Genomic DNA, 18,051 nt, shown 5'->3' on the forward strand with positions numbered 1-18,051 from the left:
GCTCTCCGGACTCCCAACTTTAAAAATACACTTAATAGTTATCATGATCCTCTTCAAATGGATCATCGTAATCATCATCATATTTGTAATTGTTATTCCCAGATTTTGAAACAATAGCTAAAACGAGGAATATTACTGCCAGCAGAATCCCGGCCAGTGCACCGAATAACAGCCATCGGTCCCCCCCGCGTCTTAGAAATGCGCACACTGCGCCGCCGATACAAAAAACCATGGGCAGTATAAATGCAAAGATTGTACGTTTTGCTCTCATAATCAGAAGAAGCATTCCGGACACAAGCATACAAAGTGCAAGAACGATATAAGTAAGTCCGGAGGAAGAATTATTTCCGGCCGAGATATTACTCAATCCTGCAAGGAAACCCTTATATGTAAAAAGTACAAAGGCAATAATAGAAACAATTCCCAAAATAATACGTAAAACTTTGAATCGGGGCTTTAGCTTTTCCTCTTTTTCAGCACCTTTTCCAGAAGAGTGTGAAACTGGTTTTCCCCGGGAAGCCGAGGATTTGGGAGGTGCAGCATTTCTGCTTGGAGCACTGCTTTTGTCTGCGGCAGAACGTTTGCCTTTGGCTGTTTTCTTCCGTGGATCGGATGAAAGCATATCTTCGTAATTTTGCTTCATAGCTTTTTCTCTTTTTGCCCTTACTTTTTCCGGAGGAATATTTCCATAGCTCCGGGTTTTACTTAAGCCTGCTGCATCAGGAGCTGCTGAAGAGACCGCAGATGACGGCCTTTTGCGCACCTTTTTGTCTTCTGATGAAGCGGCCGATGCAGGCCTCTCTTTTTTGGCAGCAGTGACTTTCTTTTCCGGCACTGCTTTCGACTCTTTTTTCGGAGAACCAGGATTTGCCGGGGTATCTGTATGATTAGAAGCAGCTGTCTCTGCTGCTTTTTTTGCTCTTTGTTTGTCCAAATTCCACTGCTTTTTACAATCCTTGCAGACTGCATATTCATTAAAGACAGGCTTTCCATTCTCATCAACGCCTACTTGCCTTTTCTGCAATTCTACATCTTTTCCACATTTCGGGCATCTCATTTATGCATTCCTCTCTTTCCCTGCTGACTTTTAATGGTTTTATTATAACATCTTGTCTGTCGAAGGACAATGAAAAAATGCAATATCTTGACGTACTATGTCGAAAAGCGTTACTGTTCACAGGCCAGTCTGCAAGCAGCAACCGAAAAGCACCGCCACATTTTAGAATGGCAATGCTTTTCTGGGGAAACACTATAATACTATTAAAAAGTACTATATTGAGGGAAATTATTCTACAGAATCGGCATGTTTGGATTTTTTCCCTTTGGCTGCAGGAGTCTGGTATTGATACAGATCATTATAGGATTCCAGTTCTGCATCACTTAAGGGTGCAGAAGGAATCAGACCAGTACAGTCCATGGACGATGCTGCATTTGATAAATAATCGTAATCATCAATTATTTTTTGATTTTTCTTATTACTTAACATAATCTCACCTCAGAAATAGTATTTGCAGATGCAAAAATTGTATTCTGCGCAAAATATGGTATACTTAGGAGAAAATGGAAAAAGAAAAGAGGGATTGGTATGAAATTTATCGCAGATACTCATGCACATACATTGGCAAGCGGACATGCCTACAGTACAATCAGGGAAATGGCAGCCGCAGGGGCAGAAAAAGGACTACAGATACTTGCATTGACAGAACATGCCCCGGAAATGCCCGGCACATGTCAATTATATTACTTTCAGAATCTTGATGTAGTTCCCAGGGAAATAAACGGGCTGCATATGCTCTTTGGCACTGAGCTGAATATTATGGATTCCGAGGGAAATGTTGATTTGCCTGAAAAATTATGCAAAGAATTGGATATCGTTGTCGCCAGTATGCACAGTCCGTGTTTTAAAGAGGAGCCTACAATTGAGGCGGTAACGAAAGCTTATGTGGAAACAATGAAAAAGCCCTATGTGAATATTATTGGGCATCCGGATGACGGACGTTTTCCCATAGATTATGAAATATTGGTCAAGGCGGCAAAGGAGACTAAGACACTGTTGGAGCTGAATAATTCTTCACTGCGTTCCCAAAGCTTCCGACAGGGCGCCCAGGAGAATATGCTGATGCTGCTTGATTTGTGTAAGCAGTATGAAGTACCGGTGACAACGGGGAGTGATGCCCATGTTGATGTGGATGCGGGAAACTTTTCTAATATTGAGAAGATTCTGGAGCATTGTGATTTCCCTAAAGAGCTGATTGTAACAACAGATTTTGAGAAATTGAAACCTTATTTAAATCTCTATAAAAGGTGGACTTTATAAGTTTAGTGTGCTAAAATTCAGTAGTGGTCATTTGACTAGTCAAAGACCCCGCAGCAAGCTGGCGGGGCATCAAGCTTGCAGCGCAGCAAGCTGCGAGGTATTTGATCCTCGCGGCGGTCGCCAAATGGAAATTCAAGTATTTCCGTTTGGATTGTTGCGCGCGGGAATAAAGGAGATCGGCAATATGAGTAAGAAGATAAGGACAGAAGCGGTGGACTACCTGTTTAGCGCTGTGTTAAGCCTGAAGAACAAAGAGGAGTGCTATACATTCTTTGAAGACATCTGTACGATCAATGAATTGTTATCACTTTCTCAGCGCTTTGAAGTTGCAAGGATGCTTCGGGAGCAGAAGACTTATCTGGAGATTGCAGACAAGACCGGCGCATCTACCGCGACCATCAGCCGTGTGAATCGTTCACTTAACTATGGAAATGATGGTTATGACATGGTATTTGAAAGACTCGGGAAGAACGAAAAAAAGGATGCGTGAAGCATCCTTTTTTGAAATATTTTTATTTTTTAGAAGATTTTTCCTCTGAAGAAGGCAGCCCATCAATGATTTTTTCAATCAGCAGCTTTTTCACATATACATCAAAACTCAGGCTGCATATGAAGGAAAACAATTGTAAATAATCCCGGTCTTTGGTATCTGCGCTCTCAAAGGTACTTTCAGCCTGCTTGTAAGCTTTTTTGATTTCCTCCTGCAGGGGTTCAATCTGCCCTTTTTCCATAGCGCAGACTTCTTCGTAGAGCACGGTCAAATCTAAATCACCATCGGCAGAAAAGGCATTGTCGGTAATAGGCTTAAGCAATATCTCGATATCCTTGATTGACAGAATATTTTTAAAATAATAGATAAATATCAAAACCAGGACATGCTCTTTTGTATACTTCTTCTTCACCGGAGGAGGAAGAAGATTATTCTTGGCATAATTATTAATCATTGTCTTTGTCAGAATCTTATCCTCACTGTACCGCTTTGTGGAGGCAAGCTGAGAATCCATGAAGGTCGTAACCTGATCCATATACAAATCTATATTCGGAATATCTCCCGGATGAATATAATCAATGCGGGAGATACTTTTCAGAATGCTGTTCAGCATATCTTTCGCGTCAATTGTCATAGTATCACCTCAATAACACCATTATATAGTATTCAAAACTATATGGCAAGCCTTTTTTATATATGATGATACCAGGGTCAAAAGGCCATGGGTTTCATGCTTGCGAGAGCGCAAAGTGCGGAGCAATCCGTAGGTATCAGGGGGCAAAATACCTTTTGACCCCTACACTATATGATGTGACTGAGGAATAAGCGAACAGCAATAGACATAAATACTTTTTTATATTATACTCTTATATGCAAGAAGTTTTGTGCAGAGCAGCATACTATGCGCAAAAAGACAGGAGATACAAATGAGCATATATGACACATTGAATAAAGAACAGCGGGAGGCCGTGTTCCACACAGATGGACCTCTCTTAATTTTGGCAGGGGCCGGTTCAGGAAAGACAAGGGTGCTGACTCACAGAATCGCCTATCTGATAGAGGAAAAGGGCGTGAATCCGTGGAATATCCTGGCAATTACATTTACCAATAAGGCGGCAGGAGAGATGAGAGAGAGAGTGGATCAGCTGGTAGGCTTTGGCTCTGAGAGCATCTGGGTGAGTACTTTCCATTCTTCCTGTGTAAGGATATTGAGAAGATATATCGACAGACTGGGCTATGAAAATAATTTTACTATTTATGATGGGGACGATCAGAAAATACTGATGAGAGACGTGTGCAAGATGGCTGCTATTGACACAAAGGTGTACAAAGAGCGCAGTCTTTTGGCAGCTATTTCCTCGGCAAAAGACGAAATGATTTCTCCCGAAGAATATGAGCTTAACGCGGCAGGAGATTTTGGAAAGCAGAAGACTGCAAAAGTCTACAGGGAATATGAAAAACAGCTCAGGGCAAATAATGCACTTGATTTTGATGATTTGCTTGTGAAAACAGTGCAGCTGCTTCAGACGCAGCCGGATGTGCTGGAATACTATCAGCAAAGGTTTCGTTACATAATGGTGGATGAGTATCAGGATACAAATACTGTACAGTTTAAGTTTGTAAGCCTTTTGGCAGGTAAATATAAGAACCTCTGTGTGGTGGGGGATGATGACCAGTCCATCTATAAATTCCGGGGAGCTAACATCAAGAATATTTTGAATTTTGAGAAAGAATTTCAGGATGCAAAGGTGATTAAACTGGAGCAAAATTACCGTTCCACCGGAAATATTCTGAGTGCGGCAAATGCAGTCATCAGCAATAATGTAGGCCGAAAGGCGAAGTCTTTGTGGACGGAAAACAAAGAAGGAGAGAAAATACAGCTTAGGCAGTTCGATACAGCATACGATGAAGCAGAATTTATTGCTGAGGATATAAGGAAGAACGTGGGAGCGGGGGCGGTTTACAACGATAATGCTGTTTTGTACCGAACCAATGCCCAGTCCCGTTTGCTTGAAGAACGTTTTGTGTCCTCTAATATTCCCTACAAAATTGTGGGTGGAGTTAATTTCTATGCCCGCAGAGAAATTAAGGATTTGCTGGCATACCTGAAAACCATCGACAACGGGCAGGATGATCTGGCAGTAAGGCGCATCATCAACGTACCCAAGAGGGGGATCGGGCTGACAACTATTAACCGGGTGCAGGAATCTGCGGCAAAACGGGAAATCGGCTTTTATGACGCATTAAGGGGGCTGGATCTAATTCCGAATATTGCCCGGGGAGCCGCTAAGCTTGAGTCCTTTGTAGCACTAATAGAATATTTTAAAGGGGTGGCCCGGACAGAAAGTCTATCCGACCTGATAAAAGAGATTATAGAAAAAACGGGCTATGTGGAAGAACTGGAAACAGAGGACAAAGAAGATGCCCAGGCCAGAATTGAAAATATCGATGAGCTCATAAGCAAAATTGCGGCTTATGAGGAAAATAGTCAGGACAGAGATGAAAAACCAACCCTGAGCGGTTTTTTGGAAGAGGTTGCCCTTGTGGCCGATATTGACAGCCTGGATGAAAATCAGGACTATGTGGTTCTGATGACATTACACAGTGCAAAGGGCCTGGAATTTCCACATGTGTATCTGGCAGGGATGGAGGACGGTCTGTTTCCAAGTTATATGACAGTTACATCCGATGATCCGGAAGAGATGGAAGAGGAGAGAAGACTTTGCTATGTAGGTATTACACGTGCCAAAAAGGAGCTGACGGTAAGCTGTGCAAGGAAAAGAATGGTTCGTGGTGAAACCCATTATAACAAAACTTCACGTTTTTTAAAGGAAATCCCGGAAGAGCTGATGGAAACGGGGAAGACTTTTAGGGAGGATTTGGAAATTCCAACTCAAAATGCCTATTTTCAGGCAAAACAGGCATTTAAAACCAAGGCATTTTCAACAGGAAAAACCGCACAGCAGTTTACAGTAACAAAAGGAAAGAAACTGGATTATACGGTTGGGGATAGAGTGCGCCATATAAAGTTTGGCGAAGGAACCGTGGAAGCTATTACAGAGGGAGGACGGGACTACGAGGTAACCGTGCAGTTTGATAAGGCAGGTGTAAAAAAGATGTTCGCCTCCTTTGCAAAACTTCAAAAAATTAAGTAAATAAGTAGTAATATGAAGGTGATAGTGATATAATAACTAAAAATACACCTGAACAAAAAAGGGAAAGGACGTGACAATATGAATAGAGTTGAGGAATTAATTGCTGAAACAAAATTGAATGAATTGCTGCGTGGTAAAGAAAATGAGAAGCAGAAAAATATAGTACTCTGGATTCTTGCAATTGTGGGGGCGGCAGCAGCAGTAGCAGCCATTGCCTATGGGGTGTACCGTTTCTTTACACCGAACTATCTGGAAGACTTTGAAGATGATTTTGATGATGACTTTGATGATTATTTCAGTGAGGATGATCAAGTATAGATAATAAAAATGGCTAAGTTGTAACATAACAGAAAAGAATAAAGGACAGGATGCGGAGGCTTAATGCATCCTGTCTGTTTTTTTATGTGATAGGGAACGAAAGCTTCCTATATTCTATTAGCATACTGGAGGTAGGGATGAAAAAGGGACAGGTATTGGAAGGAAAAATAGAAAGAGTTGATTTTCCTAATAAGGGACTTGTATGGGTGCCGGAAGAGAAGACATATATAACAGTGAAAAACACAATACCAGGGCAAAAAATCCGCTTTGTGATAAATAAGTTTAAGCATAGCAGACGGGAAGGGAGGCTCCTGGAGGTATTAGAAAAATCACCGCTGGAGACACGTGATCCTGTCTGCAGCATTTTCCCTGCCTGCGGCGGCTGTATGTATCAGACCATGCCCTATGACGCACAGCTCAAAATGAAGGCAGGACAGGTGAAAAATATCATAGATGAGGCTGTAAATAAAGACTATGTTTTTGAAGGAATAAAGGGAAGTCCAAAAGAATTTGGATATCGCAATAAGATGGAATTCTCCTTTGGAGATGAATACAAGGACGGCCCTCTTTCTCTGGGACTTCACAAAAAGGGAAGCACCTATGATGTACTGACAGCAGGGGACTGCAAACTTGTACATAAAGATATGAATCAAATATTGCTTTGCGTACTTGAATATTTCAGAGCAGGGAATGTAAGCTACTATAAGAAAATGCAGCATACGGGCTACTTGAGACATCTGTTGCTTCGCAGAGGAGATATGACCGGTGAGATACTGGTAAATCTGGTTACCACAACCCAGGAAGAGATAGATGTGCGTCCCTTGGTGGAAAAACTGCTTCAGCTGAAACTGGAGGGGCGGATCGTAGGGGTACTGCATATTCTAAATGATTCTCTTTCTGATGTGGTTCAGAGTGATGAGACCAAAATACTGTATGGCCAGGATTATTTTTACGAAAAGCTGCTGGAAATGGAATTCAAAATCACACCATTTTCCTTCTTTCAGCCAAACTCCAGAGCAGCGGAGATACTCTATAACACGGTCCGGGAATACATAGGGGATATTCAGAACATGACGGTATTCGACCTTTTTAGCGGGACAGGAACCATAGCACAGGTGCTCTCTCCAGTGGCAAAACAGGTGATCGGCGTGGAGATTGTTGAGGAAGCGGTGGAAGCAGCCCAGGAAAACGCAAGGCGCAATGGGCTGAAGAACTGCAGATTTATCGCGGGGGATGTGTTCAAGGTGCTGGATGAGATAGAAGAAAAGCCCGATGTGATAGTGCTGGACCCGCCAAGAGACGGGGTACATCCCAAGGCACTGCGGAAGATATTGGATTATCAGGTGGATAAGATTGTATATATATCCTGTAAAGTGACAAGCCTGGCAAGAGATTTAGAGATGATGCAGGAGCGGGGGTATGAAGTCGTGAAATGCGTGGCAGTTGACCAGTTCTGCTCAACGGTGCATGTGGAGACGGTAGTATTGATGTCAAGGGTCAGGGACTAAGGGGTGAGCAAAGCCTTATTTTAAGCCATTCCTGCACACCTGACCATTTTGCAAAAGGATGGTTCAATTAAGGAAAAACTCTCTGGGGGAACTTATCGACCGAGCTATTTTACAAGGTTGAGACTCGTGATTAGATATTTGGTAGGTTGAGACTCGTGATTGGATGTAGTGTTCCAGTTGGATGTCATAAAAGATAAAAAGAGAGCAGGCTGCTCCGGGAGCAATCCCATGAGCAAGCCTGCTCTTATTCGTCGATGTCGACATCAAGCCCAGATTTGAATCGAATTGTGAAGTGATCGTCGTAGACGATGATTTGCTGGATGAGCTTTCGGACAAGGCTCTCGTCGAATTCGGTGATGCCGGTCTGCTGCTTCCCAATGAAGTCCTGTAACTCAATGATGCGCTTCCGGGTTTCCTCGCGGCTGAAGGTGTCGGCTTCGGCCTGTGATTTCTGCTCGCGCAGCCGGAAGATTTCATCGGCGATGGCATCGTAGTCTTGCTTGCTGTTGGCCTTCCGGATGAGCTCTTTCTGCAGCTCGTCGAGTCGTGCCTGTATGCCATCCGGGCTCATCGTATCGGCGGCCGTTATTGCTTTTGCAATGTTCTCCTGCATTTGACGGATGAATCCATCCTTGTCAGTGAGTATCCTGTTGAATGCCTTGACCGTGACCTCCTGCAGGAGGTCTTCTTTGACGGTGCGGCTGGTGCAGTTCAAGGCGGCATGGCTGGGTTCAAGGCGGCTGATGCATCGCCATACGATGCTTTTGCAGCCATGGTTGTTCCAGTGGACACGCCGGTAGAGCTCGCTGCACTCGCCACAGAAGACCATCTGGGAGAAGCAATTGTTGCCAGAGTAGATGCGCTTCTGCCCATTCGGCCCGGTGTGAACCTTTCTGCGCCACACAAGCTCGGCTTGCACCTGCATGAAGATGTCTTTTGGGATGATCGCCTCATGATCGTCTTCCACGTAGTATTGCGGCAGAGCACCATTGTTTCGTACACGCTTCTTGGTGAGAAAGTCGGTGGTCACGGTTTTCTGTAGCAGGGCGTCACCCATGTATTTCTCGTTTCGCAAAATTTTGTTGATGGTGGAGTCGTACCATTTTGTTTTGCCTGCGCCGGTGAGGATGCCGTCCTTCTCCAGTCCCTCGGCAATCTTCTTCATGGAGAGTCCTTCGAGGTACTCCCGGTAGATACGCCGCACCACTTCGGCCTGCGCGGGATCAATGATGAGATTTCCGTTTTCGTCTTTGGTGTATCCTAAGAAACGGTTGTGGTTGACCTGCACCTTGCCTTGCTGGTAGCGGTACTGAAGTCCGAGCTTGACGTTTTGGGAGAGAGACTGTGATTCCTGCTGTGCGAGGCTTGCCATGATGGTGATCAGGACTTCGCCCTTAGCGTCCATCGTGTTGATGGACTCTTTTTCAAACCAGACCGCGATGTTCTTGTCCTTGAGGAGCCGGATATATTTGAGGCAGTCGAGGGTGTTTCGGGCGAAACGGCTGATGCTTTTGGTGATGACCATGTCGATGTTTCCGGCCATGCACTCGTCGATCATGTGGTTGAACTCGTCGCGTTTCTTCGTGTTGGTGCCACTAATGCCGTCGTCTGCGAAGATTCCGGCAAGTTTCCATTCCGGGTGGCTTTTGATATATTCCGTGTAGTGGGAGACCTGCGTCTCATAGCTGGTTTCCTGTTCATCTGAGCTGGTGCTGACGCGGCAGTATGCCGCAACTCTGAGCTTCGGCTGCTCTGCCTGTTTGACATTGTTTCCAACCTGCCTTCTGGCAGGGATGATTGTCACGTTTGCCATCACTGCACCTCGCTTTCTATCAGACTGTACAGGTATTCTGCCTGTTGCTTCGGATCGTCATAGATCGATTCGGGAGCGGAGAGTTTGAAGCGAGTCGGCGGCTTTCGCGTATCCGGCGGCTGCTTCTTTCTGTTCGTCCGTCCGAGCTTCTCTGCTCGACGCTGGCGCTCCGCCTGTGCCTTGTTATAGGTTTGCTGGTCGATGATGGCGGGGTAGTAGTCGTCTCCGAGGAAATGCCTGTTTTCGAGCAGGCGCTTTGCTGAGCCATGCCAGGTCTCGATTCCTGCTTCGTGCGCTGCCTTGGCAAGGGCCATGCCGTCAAGATAGTTCTTATAGAGCTTCCGTATCTGTTTGGCTTTATCCTCGTCTATGACTGCCTTGCCGTTTTCGATTCTGTATCCGTATGGAGTATGTCCTATGGTTTTTCACATCCTTTCCGTGAGCGTGAGCCCGCACTTGAGCTTGAACGCCGCCTCGTGTCGTGAGTGGATGACGATACGTTCAACGAACCGTGTGAAAATCCGGTCGTCGAAAGCCTCCAGCATTTTGCTTTTTTCGACGAAATGCAGAAGGTCCTTCGTTTGCATCAAAGCTGCGGTTTCACTGCTTGTCGTGTTTTTCAAGGCGTCTATCTGTTTCCGGACGCCGTCAGCCTGTGAGAGGAGCTCAGAGGTCTGCTGGCTGTAGATTACCTGGTCGATGAATCCCTGTGCCATGAGCTTCGTCAGCGTTTTGCGCTTGTCGGCGTTCTCGGCGAGTTTTGTTTCGAGCTGCTGTATGCGGATGAGCGTCTGACTTGTCGAATTCTGCTTCAGGCTCTCCGCATAGGGCTTAAGGATCAGCCGGTGCGCGAAGATGAGCTTGTTCATCATGGTTGTGAATGCAAGCTTGAGATCATTGTCCCTGATGAAGAGCATGGAGCACCGGTCCTTGTCGGCAAGGTGCGTTTTGCAGCTCCATGCCGCGTAGCTTCCGTCCGTGGTGTAGTTGATTCGCCGTTTGAAGGCAGCACCGCACTCGCCGCAGATGATTCTGCCAGAGAAAGCGTAGCGGTTCTGATACTTTTCATTGCCTTTGCTGATGTTCTTCTCATTAGCTCGCTGGGAGATAAGCTTCTGCGCTGCTTCCCAGTCCTTGCGGCTGATGATTGGTTCGTGATGGTTCTGCTGCAGGTACTGTGTCTGCTCGCCGTGGTTTAGGTGACGCTTGTAGGCTGAATCGGACCATGTTTTCTGGTAGAGGCAGTCTCCGCAGTATTTCTCGTTTGCTAGCATTCCGCGTATCCCTGACGGGCTCCAGTGCCCTCCGCGCTTCGTCGGGATTTGCTCCCGGTTAAGCTCCGCGGCAATGGTAGCGATTCCCTTCCCGGAGAGTGCTTCAGAGAAGATTCGGCGGACAATCTCCGCCTGCTTAGGGTTGATGGTCATTGTTTCGCCGTCCCAGTTGTACCCGTATGGCGGGTAGCTGATCTTGAAGGTCCCGTTTTCAAATCGCTTCTTGATGCTCCATTTGCTGTTCAAGCTTATGGAAAGGGATTCGTCTGCTGCCATGCTCGAGAGAATGGATAGGAAGAGCTCGCTCTCCATCGAACCGGTGTTGATGTTCTCCTTCTCAAACCAGACGGGAATGTTCAGCTCAAGGAGCTTTCTGACGAGCGCAAGACAGTCCGTGGTGTTCCGGGAGAAGCGGCTAATGCTCTTGGTGATGATCATGTCGATCTTCCCAGCTCTGCAGTCCTGTATGAGCCGTTTGAGCTCCGGACGATGGGCTTTGTCAGTGCCGCTGATGCCCTCGTCGTAATAGACTCCGGCAAACTGCCAGTCATTGCGCGAAGTGATGTAGTTTTCATAATGCGTTTTCTGGGTTTCAAGGCTCTCAAGCTGCTCATCCGAGTCTGTAGATACGCGGCAGTAGGCGGCAACTTTTAGCTTTTTTGACTTGTTTTTTTTAATGCTTGTCTGTTCTATTTTCGTTACTTTCCGCATTGGTTTTCCTCCTTGTCAGTGTCCATACATCACTCTGTTTCGGACACATAGCAAGTGATTTTCGGATATATTTCCACGAACAGGGGAGAGAATGTTTTGCGATTGATGTTGCATAATTTGTTGAATTCCTCACCGGAAATCAAGCCTGAATCAAGCATGTTTTTGGCGATTCTCTGCGCCCGCTGATAATCGAGATCGCTGCGGATACGCTCATCTGTGTAGTAGTTATTTTCCTTCGTCATGATGTTTCTCCTCCTGCTTTCCACTGGAGGCGGGAGGCTCGTTTTGACGAAGCAGAGACGAAAAAAAGCCCACTGTCAATCCAAATAAAGGAAAGCCAGTGGGCCAGAGAAGGGGATGTGGTTATTTCACGCGAATCTTCCATCCGACCTGGATGAGGTTCACGTTTTTTATAAGCGAGGAGTTCAGCTTCTGGATCGCGGACACGGTCGTTCCATACTTCTTGGCGATGCCGGAGAGCGTGTCACCGCGCTGGACTGTGTAGTAGATGGCAGTGGATTTTTTAGAGGATGTACCGAGCTTTTCGTTGACCTTCGCCTGTACAGTATTGTAGTCATATCCTGCGGCTGTCAGACGTTTTTTACGGTCAGCTCCGTTGCCCCATTTACCGGCGATGATCTCGGAGGCAATCTCATCCACGGATTTCTTTACGGTCGTTGTTGATGTATTGGCAGTAGCGCTTTTGCCATAGCCGTTGAATCCGCCGTTCTTAATTGTGCTCGGGAAGTCGATGTAGGAGTAGTTCATGTCGACATTCCCGCTGATGCCGTTTACTTTTCCTTTGGACGAATATTGCCAGACACCGTAAGCGCTGGGATACGAGCATTTGCTCGCCCACTGCGCCACCCATACGGTGAACCGCTTCTTCACGGCATCTGTCACCACGGAGTTCAGACTCGAAAGCGAGGTGTAGAATCCGGCGTAATAGCCGCGGCTCTCCAACTCCGTGCAGAATGCTGTGGTAAGCGATGAGCAGAAATTCCGTCCGCGCGCGAGCTGTGACTTCTCCTCAATGTCGAAGTAGACCGGGTAGTCGATCTGTTTGCCGGACAGGACAGATGCGCAGGATTTCGCTTCCTGCTTCGCACCGTCAGCGGATGTAGCATATGAATACCAATACGCGCCGACGTGAAGTCCTGCAGCTTTCGCCTTGCTGTAGTTCGTTTCGAAGTATTTGTCTTTGTTGCCGTTTCCGTATCCAGCGCGGATGATCACGAAGTCAATGCCAGACGCTTTGACCATGTTAAAGTCGATGCTGTTTCCCTGCCAGACGGATACGTCGATTCCCTTGTATGCCATTACTGTTCCTCCTTGTCGTTTCTGTCGTGAAGCTGTTCGAGCACGTCCTTGAGCTTGCCTGGTATCGGCAGTCCGAGGTGCGCAGCGTTTTCTGTTAAACTGAGTCCTTCATTGCTGATGTAGAAGAAAATGATCGCTGTTCTCAGCACGCCCTCGTGACCGAGCACGTGGATGTCGAGGATGTTGGCGATTCCGACCAGAATGAAGATTAGTACCTTGCGGAAGATTCCTTTGAAGCCGACTGCACTCGACAGTTTCTTGTCCGCGATAGCGCAGAGCACGCCGGTGATGTAATCGCAGACCACAAAGATGATGAGCGCGATGAGCAGCCCGTCGCAGCCTCCTAAGAAGTAGCCGAGCCACCCTCCGATGGCTGCGAAAATGAGCTGTATAGTGTTCCAGAATTCCTTCATTGATAAGTCCCTCCTTTGATTTTGAGCAAAAAGAAAGGCCGCCTGCGAGATTGCAGACAGCCTTGGAAAACTGTGTGATTTATGAAGTTATGAGGTGTTCGTCTGTTTCGGCAAAGCCTCCCACAATCGGAGATCCTCCTGCCCGAGCGACCAGATCGCAATGCCGCGCAAGTTCCAGTGGTAGGCGGCCTGGTTTGCCCAGTAGACGAGAGAGTCCACATCCTGATAGTAGAGGATGGAGAACCCGTCCGCGTCTCCGAGGAACAGCCGCGAAATCCAGATGTCGATGTCCTTCGGCGTGACCGTAATCGTGTAGTCCTTCCCACATTTGAGGTCGAGCTGCGCCGAGTGGTAGAACTCGTAGTCCATCGAGATGGAATCAGAGCGGGTTTCGGATTCCTCGATGTCGCTTGTCAGCGTGAATACCTGAAATTCATCATCCCAGGTGACATTGCTCCGGCTGATCTTCCCGTACTGCGTGACGCTGCCGTCCGGGAAGGTTACGTCGAACCGTTCATATGGCTCATACGTCCATGCGTCGCCCATGCGGAGAAGCTCGCAGATAGTCCTCTGGTCAGACCGGTAGCCCGCGGTTCCTCCGGTGAATCCGCTGACGGTCGCCGTGAACCGGAGCGTGTTGGATGCACCGGAATAGACGCGAACCGTGCTGCCGCGAATCCGCATCTCGATGGTGTAGGTCGTCGGGTCGGTGCGAAGAGTTGCGGTTGGTGTCTGCGCAATGGACTGAGAGTAGCTTCCGAGTTTCGTGCCTCCGCTCCATAGCTCTACGGCTTGACTGTCGTAGTTCAGGCAACAGAATAGATTTCCGCAGAAGATTCCCGCTTTGCCGGTGCTGCCGGACGGAAACGCAAGACGTGCTCTCAAGTGGATGTCCTTGAATCCGTCATAGTTCCACGCAAATTGGCCGCTGCCGTCGAGCTGCGAATACACTCTGGATTCGGAGTATTCATCCGACCGCCAGACCTTCCAAGAGCCGGACAACGTCTGCCAGTAGTTCGTCTCGAGCATGCCGTAGTCCTCGAAGTCCTCGTACCAGATGAGCGCGGAGTCGGGCTTGCGGCGCAGGACTTCTGTCGTGAGCTTGAAGCCCTTATCCGGCTGGCATTCGTTTCCGTCCACGTCTATGAAGTGGCGCGGAGACAGGGTAAACGAAGCTGATCCGGCGGACGGTTTCTCACTGAATGCCGAGCAGACGCGGAACCCGTAGAACTGCACACCTTTCACATCGACCGATACCGTAACGGTGTGCATCCCGGCAGATAGCGAAATGCCATCTACAAGCGATGCCCAGAAGGTGCTCCTCCAGTACGGCCACCAGAGCCGCGATTCGGTGAAGTGCTTCTGTGTCTCGTCAATGCTGATATAGATACCGTTCTTGTCCCAGAAGGGATAGCAGAGCCTCACAGCGATGTCGTATGTTCCGGCGCTTGATACGGAGAAGCTGTATGTCGCTTCTCCCTCGTCACCCATGACTGCGATACCGTTCTCCGAAGAGACGATACCGGTGTAGTTGTCCGGCGTGCCATCATGATCCACATAGACCGTTCCAAACGAGGTCTTCTGTGTTTTGCTGTAGGCAGTGAGGTACCTTCGCCGGTTGTAGGTTCCGGTCATCAGCGGGTACTCGTAGCTTGAAGCGTCCTGACCTTCCGCAAAATCGTAGACCTGCGGGAACGCATATGGTACCTTGTTGTAGTCATCCCAGTACGCCAAAATCGGGATGAACGGCTGAGGCGGCTTGTCGTCCGTGAAGTTGTACTTGCCCGTTACCCAGTTCTTGGCGGCGTAGTAGGTGTTCGAAGTTCCGCGATAGGTTTTCCCAAGATTCTCCGGCGTATCGTAGATCTGCCAGTTCCAGCCGTATGCCGGAAGTCCCATGAACACCTTCTCAGGCGTCATCGCGGTAACGGCGTAATCATAGATTCCGTCGAGCCAATCCTTGGGTGACACTGGTCCGGGAGCACTTCCTGCCCACGCCATTCCATAGCTCATGATCGCCGCCGTATCGCAGTATGGATTTAGGTCAGCATAGACGCACCAGTTCTCGCCGCCGACCGACCCGTTGACGGAGTCCATTCCGGGAAGGCAGATATTGACCTTTTTCGTGCTGTCATAATTCTTGACCGTGTTCCAGATGTTCTTGAACATGGCGGTCGACTTGGCGTGCGTTGAGTAATCGCCGCCGCGCTCGAGGTCGATGTCGACGCCTGCGCACCACGGATACTTCTCCATGATCCGCAGCAGCTCGCTCAGGAACTTGTCCTGCGCTCCGTCTGTATTCTCGCGAAGAGCAGTAAATACACTCGATGTTCCGTCATTGCGGACAGTGAGGAGCCACGTGATATGCGGATACTTATTGATGTAGGTCAGCATATCGGATATTGCCACGCCGGTTTCGGTAATCGTCCCGGTCGCGTCGACCTTAAAAGAAAAGAGACCTACCTGAGAGAGGCGGTCTCCGTAATTCTTCAATGCGGTGTACATGCGGGCGTTTCCCATGAACGTCCAGACCATGCACTTGCGGCCTTTGAGAATATCCCTGTTCATATCACATCACCATCCTCCATCTCCTGAAACTCCACATACAGCTTTGCCGATTTCTTCTCCTCGACAGTGACCGGGTGCTTGCTGTCGCCTGCGGCGGAATATTGAAAGAATCCGTCCTTGGCGGTTGCGGAGCCGTTCTTCAGGCATTCGCGGCTTGACGCGAGAAGGGATAATTCATCACCCGCGCTTGCAGCATCCGTAAAGATCGCTTTGTGCGCTCCCGCGCCGAGGCCAAGCGAAACGCTGCCTGCTTTCATGTCCTGATTCGGATAGACCTTCCAGTCAAGTCCAGTTGAGGTCTTGCCGAGATTGAAGATGATGCAGGTCGCGCTGCCACGGACGATGCCATTGAAGAAGCGCTTTCCGGTGATGGCATATTCGTCGCCGGTCGCATACTTCTTTAGCATTGTCTCTGTGTTGATTACGTAGCCTGAGAGCATCGCGGTTTCCTGCAGCATGAGGTCGGTGAACCAGACGGTCCCGGTACAGTCTGTGACGGTTGGTTTTACGGTGATGCTGACGATCCGCTTTTTTTCCTTCTTGTTGATTGTCTCTGTAAAGCGTGTGAATATCGGCATAATCAGTCACCGTCCTGCGTCCATTGAATCTCTGAAACATGTCCCACCCAGCCGGTCGCAATGGAACCGCCCTGAAGGAACATGTCGGTTATATAGATTGTTCCGGTGCAGTCGGTCACGCAGACGCGAATGCGGATTTTTTTCACGCGCCCATTTTGCGGAGAAACTGCCTGCGCCATATGTGTAAATGAAGCCATTGCACGCCTCCTTAAATCAGGTCAATGAACCGCGTCTCGGTGGTTCCGTCCTCGTACTCAAAGGTAATTTCCACACCGACCTGTCCGTTGTCGCCCATCTTGAGATCGTCGGACGCGATCTGACAGGAAAAGGTATAGCTATCGCGGTTCGCCGGAGTGATGGTCTGCGTCAGACTCTTCGTCGTATTCAGAGCACCTTCACATTTAAAGGACGCCGTGCCGGATACGCCGTTCTCTGCATCGACCTCAAAGCCGGAGTTTTCCCAGTAATTGAGTCCGCTGTCTGCTCGTGAGTTGCGCAGATGGTTGAACGGCACGAGGTCTTTCATTTCCTGACTATCGACGAGGTTCGCACCGGAAAGCATGTCAGCGGCAGCGTCCCATTGCGAAGAGGAATCGCCGAGTTCGCGGAGCGTGGTGGACAGCTCCAGAACTGTATTCCATGGTTCCAAGAGGTTATACTCGCGCCTGACGATTCGTGTCTTGACGCTGATGTTCAGTTCATCGTCCCTGACCGTCACGATGTCGCCGAGCTTCCAGCTTTCATGCTCATAGCCGGTCAGCACGGACAGATCCATTGCGTTCAGAACATAGGAAATTCTCGGTGTGGCATAGTCGGCGAGACGCATCTCGGCGTATTCCAGCATCTGGTACGGATTGGTGAAATTCGAGCAGTCGAGCGTCGAGACGCGGATTTCATTGGTGTAGGTCGTGTCCTCGACATATTCCTTGCCTTCGTTGATGGACGCGAACGTCATGCCATCCTTGCCGTAGGCGTAGAGCCGGGTAATCAGGCTCTGCGTGTCGATCACGCGTTTGATGGACTTCATGTTCTTCTTGTAGCAGAACAATGCACCCGAGTCCGTGCCGCTGAAGGTCAGCAGGCTTACGGTCTTGTTCGCGTTGTCGAAGATCAGGTCGCCGCCGTGCAGATCCTGAACTTTGCGCAGAATCGCGAGCGCGTTTTTCTCCTGACAGGTCCAGGTGCGTTTGGTTTGCTTGTTGACGGTCCCGACCGTCCATCCAGTGTCATGTAGCGCGTATGCCATTGGCACGTCGGCGGTGTCCGCGTTGAAGGTGATCTCGGCTTTCTTTGTCGAGAATCCCAGGTCATAGAACGCCGCCTCGGCGTAGACCGAGGTTATGGCTGTGCCTTGCTCGTTTTTTTCATCGGTGATTGTACGGATGCGGTATGCGTCATCGCCGACCTTGACCTGCTTTTCGTTCTCCAGATATTTGCGTTTCTCGTCACGGAAGGGCAGGCTGAATTCGAGCGTGTCGATGCCGTTGATCTCGCCCGTGATAATCACGTCGTAGGCGTTTTCCAGCACGGCTTCCAGTTCGCCGTTCAGATCAAGAACGGCTAGTTGTTTTTTCTCAGCCACAGGA

18 protein-coding genes are annotated in these 18,051 nt (G+C 48.5%); 5 read left to right on the forward strand and 13 right to left on the reverse strand.

What is annotated here, in order from left to right:
• Positions 1 to 31: 31 nt before the first annotated feature.
• Together EDD59_RS05870 and EDD59_RS05875 are read right to left on the reverse strand one after the other, a co-directional pair.
• Positions 32 to 1,057, reverse strand: a complete 1,026-nt coding sequence (locus EDD59_RS05870; protein ID WP_132379885.1) for a hypothetical protein — start codon at positions 1,055 to 1,057, stop codon at positions 32 to 34.
• A 228-nt stretch (positions 1,058 to 1,285) separates the two neighbouring features.
• Positions 1,286 to 1,486 (reverse strand): hypothetical protein, encoded by a 201-nt coding sequence (locus tag EDD59_RS05875; RefSeq protein ID WP_132379887.1) that lies wholly within the window; start codon positions 1,484 to 1,486, stop codon positions 1,286 to 1,288.
• A gap of 99 nt (positions 1,487 to 1,585) precedes the next feature.
• Here EDD59_RS05875 and EDD59_RS05880 point away from each other — a divergent pair, with 99 nt between their 5' ends.
• Both EDD59_RS05880 and EDD59_RS05885 read left to right on the forward strand, forming a co-directional pair.
• Positions 1,586 to 2,317: a phosphatase gene (locus EDD59_RS05880; protein WP_132379889.1), complete on the forward strand. Its 732-nt coding sequence runs from the start codon at positions 1,586 to 1,588 to the stop codon at positions 2,315 to 2,317.
• Positions 2,318 to 2,501: 184 nt separating this feature from the next.
• Positions 2,502 to 2,807 (forward strand): YerC/YecD family TrpR-related protein, encoded by a 306-nt coding sequence (locus EDD59_RS05885; protein WP_132379891.1) that lies wholly within the window; start codon positions 2,502 to 2,504, stop codon positions 2,805 to 2,807.
• A 22-nt stretch (positions 2,808 to 2,829) separates the two neighbouring features.
• On the opposite strand, the gene EDD59_RS05890 is transcribed toward EDD59_RS05885, so the two are convergent.
• Complete coding sequence (locus EDD59_RS05890; protein ID WP_132379893.1) at positions 2,830 to 3,441, reverse strand: DUF1836 domain-containing protein; 612 nt, start codon at positions 3,439 to 3,441, stop codon at positions 2,830 to 2,832.
• A 292-nt stretch (positions 3,442 to 3,733) separates the two neighbouring features.
• Between EDD59_RS05890 and pcrA the strand changes: the two genes are divergently transcribed.
• From pcrA to rlmD, 3 genes are all read left to right on the forward strand, one after another.
• A complete protein-coding gene (pcrA, locus tag EDD59_RS05895; protein ID WP_132379895.1) occupies positions 3,734 to 5,962 on the forward strand; it encodes a DNA helicase PcrA in 2,229 nt (742 codons plus the stop codon).
• Positions 5,963 to 6,040: 78 nt separating this feature from the next.
• Positions 6,041 to 6,280 carry a hypothetical protein gene (locus EDD59_RS05900; protein ID WP_132379897.1) on the forward strand — a complete coding sequence of 80 codons (240 nt, stop codon included), beginning with the start codon at positions 6,041 to 6,043 and terminating at the stop codon, positions 6,278 to 6,280.
• A gap of 137 nt (positions 6,281 to 6,417) precedes the next feature.
• Positions 6,418 to 7,788, forward strand: a complete 1,371-nt coding sequence (gene rlmD / locus EDD59_RS05905) for a 23S rRNA (uracil(1939)-C(5))-methyltransferase RlmD (RefSeq protein ID WP_132379899.1) — start codon at positions 6,418 to 6,420, stop codon at positions 7,786 to 7,788.
• Positions 7,789 to 8,032: 244 nt separating this feature from the next.
• Here the strand turns inward: rlmD and EDD59_RS05910 are convergent, their stop codons facing one another.
• The 10 genes from EDD59_RS05910 to EDD59_RS18070 form a co-directional block, all read right to left on the reverse strand.
• Entirely contained in the window at positions 8,033 to 9,601 is a 1,569-nt protein-coding gene (locus EDD59_RS05910; RefSeq protein WP_132379901.1) for a recombinase family protein, read from the reverse strand.
• Positions 9,601 to 9,915 (reverse strand): integrase, encoded by a 315-nt coding sequence (locus EDD59_RS05915; protein ID WP_330571925.1) that lies wholly within the window; start codon positions 9,913 to 9,915, stop codon positions 9,601 to 9,603. The genes EDD59_RS05910 and EDD59_RS05915 overlap by 1 nt, the downstream gene beginning before the upstream one ends.
• A gap of 111 nt (positions 9,916 to 10,026) precedes the next feature.
• Complete coding sequence (locus EDD59_RS05920; RefSeq protein ID WP_132379905.1) at positions 10,027 to 11,586, reverse strand: recombinase family protein; 1,560 nt, start codon at positions 11,584 to 11,586, stop codon at positions 10,027 to 10,029.
• 29 nt (positions 11,587 to 11,615) lie between these two features.
• Complete coding sequence (locus EDD59_RS05925; protein ID WP_132379907.1) at positions 11,616 to 11,828, reverse strand: SHOCT domain-containing protein; 213 nt, start codon at positions 11,826 to 11,828, stop codon at positions 11,616 to 11,618.
• A 121-nt stretch (positions 11,829 to 11,949) separates the two neighbouring features.
• Positions 11,950 to 12,906, reverse strand: coding sequence for a GH25 family lysozyme (locus tag EDD59_RS05930; protein ID WP_132379909.1), 957 nt, complete (start codon positions 12,904 to 12,906; stop codon positions 11,950 to 11,952).
• Entirely contained in the window at positions 12,906 to 13,319 is a 414-nt protein-coding gene (locus tag EDD59_RS05935; protein WP_132379911.1) for a phage holin family protein, read from the reverse strand. Before EDD59_RS05935 ends, EDD59_RS05930 begins: the two co-directional genes overlap by 1 nt.
• Before the next feature lie 87 nt (positions 13,320 to 13,406).
• Entirely contained in the window at positions 13,407 to 15,887 is a 2,481-nt protein-coding gene (locus tag EDD59_RS05940; protein WP_132379913.1) for a glycosyl hydrolase family 18 protein, read from the reverse strand.
• Positions 15,884 to 16,465: a hypothetical protein gene (locus EDD59_RS05945; protein WP_132379915.1), complete on the reverse strand. Its 582-nt coding sequence runs from the start codon at positions 16,463 to 16,465 to the stop codon at positions 15,884 to 15,886. Before EDD59_RS05945 ends, EDD59_RS05940 begins: the two co-directional genes overlap by 4 nt.
• 2 nt (positions 16,466 to 16,467) lie before the next feature.
• Positions 16,468 to 16,662: a hypothetical protein gene (locus tag EDD59_RS05950; RefSeq protein WP_132379917.1), complete on the reverse strand. Its 195-nt coding sequence runs from the start codon at positions 16,660 to 16,662 to the stop codon at positions 16,468 to 16,470.
• A gap of 11 nt (positions 16,663 to 16,673) precedes the next feature.
• Complete coding sequence (locus EDD59_RS18070; protein WP_165920873.1) at positions 16,674 to 18,047, reverse strand: phage tail spike protein; 1,374 nt, start codon at positions 18,045 to 18,047, stop codon at positions 16,674 to 16,676.
• Positions 18,048 to 18,051 lie beyond the last annotated feature (4 nt).

The sequence above is a fragment of the Muricomes intestini genome, from assembly GCF_004346165.1.
Classification (GTDB): domain Bacteria; phylum Bacillota; class Clostridia; order Lachnospirales; family Lachnospiraceae; genus Muricomes; species Muricomes intestini.

Excerpts from the sequence above, each read along its gene's own strand:
- rlmD (WP_132379899.1), top strand. The coding sequence starts at position 6,418 with ATGAAAAAGGGACAGGTATTGGAAGGAAAAATAGAAAGAGTTGATTTT.
- EDD59_RS05880 (WP_132379889.1), top strand. The coding sequence starts at position 1,586 with ATGAAATTTATCGCAGATACTCATGCACATACATTGGCAAGCGGACAT.
- EDD59_RS05915 (WP_330571925.1), bottom strand. The coding sequence starts at position 9,915 with ATGGCCCTTGCCAAGGCAGCGCACGAAGCAGGAATCGAGACCTGGCAT.
- EDD59_RS05885 (WP_132379891.1), top strand. The coding sequence starts at position 2,502 with ATGAGTAAGAAGATAAGGACAGAAGCGGTGGACTACCTGTTTAGCGCT.
- EDD59_RS05935 (WP_132379911.1), bottom strand. The coding sequence starts at position 13,319 with ATGAAGGAATTCTGGAACACTATACAGCTCATTTTCGCAGCCATCGGA.
- EDD59_RS05925 (WP_132379907.1), bottom strand. The coding sequence starts at position 11,828 with ATGACGAAGGAAAATAACTACTACACAGATGAGCGTATCCGCAGCGAT.
- EDD59_RS05950 (WP_132379917.1), bottom strand. The coding sequence starts at position 16,662 with ATGGCTTCATTTACACATATGGCGCAGGCAGTTTCTCCGCAAAATGGG.
- EDD59_RS05900 (WP_132379897.1), top strand. The coding sequence starts at position 6,041 with ATGAATAGAGTTGAGGAATTAATTGCTGAAACAAAATTGAATGAATTG.
- EDD59_RS05920 (WP_132379905.1), bottom strand. The coding sequence starts at position 11,586 with ATGCGGAAAGTAACGAAAATAGAACAGACAAGCATTAAAAAAAACAAG.
- EDD59_RS05930 (WP_132379909.1), bottom strand. The coding sequence starts at position 12,906 with ATGGCATACAAGGGAATCGACGTATCCGTCTGGCAGGGAAACAGCATC.
- EDD59_RS05870 (WP_132379885.1), bottom strand. The coding sequence starts at position 1,057 with ATGAGATGCCCGAAATGTGGAAAAGATGTAGAATTGCAGAAAAGGCAA.
- EDD59_RS05890 (WP_132379893.1), bottom strand. The coding sequence starts at position 3,441 with ATGACAATTGACGCGAAAGATATGCTGAACAGCATTCTGAAAAGTATC.
- EDD59_RS05945 (WP_132379915.1), bottom strand. The coding sequence starts at position 16,465 with ATGCCGATATTCACACGCTTTACAGAGACAATCAACAAGAAGGAAAAA.
- pcrA (WP_132379895.1), top strand. The coding sequence starts at position 3,734 with ATGAGCATATATGACACATTGAATAAAGAACAGCGGGAGGCCGTGTTC.
- EDD59_RS05940 (WP_132379913.1), bottom strand. The coding sequence starts at position 15,887 with ATGAACAGGGATATTCTCAAAGGCCGCAAGTGCATGGTCTGGACGTTC.
- EDD59_RS05910 (WP_132379901.1), bottom strand. The coding sequence starts at position 9,601 with ATGGCAAACGTGACAATCATCCCTGCCAGAAGGCAGGTTGGAAACAAT.
- EDD59_RS05875 (WP_132379887.1), bottom strand. The coding sequence starts at position 1,486 with ATGTTAAGTAATAAGAAAAATCAAAAAATAATTGATGATTACGATTAT.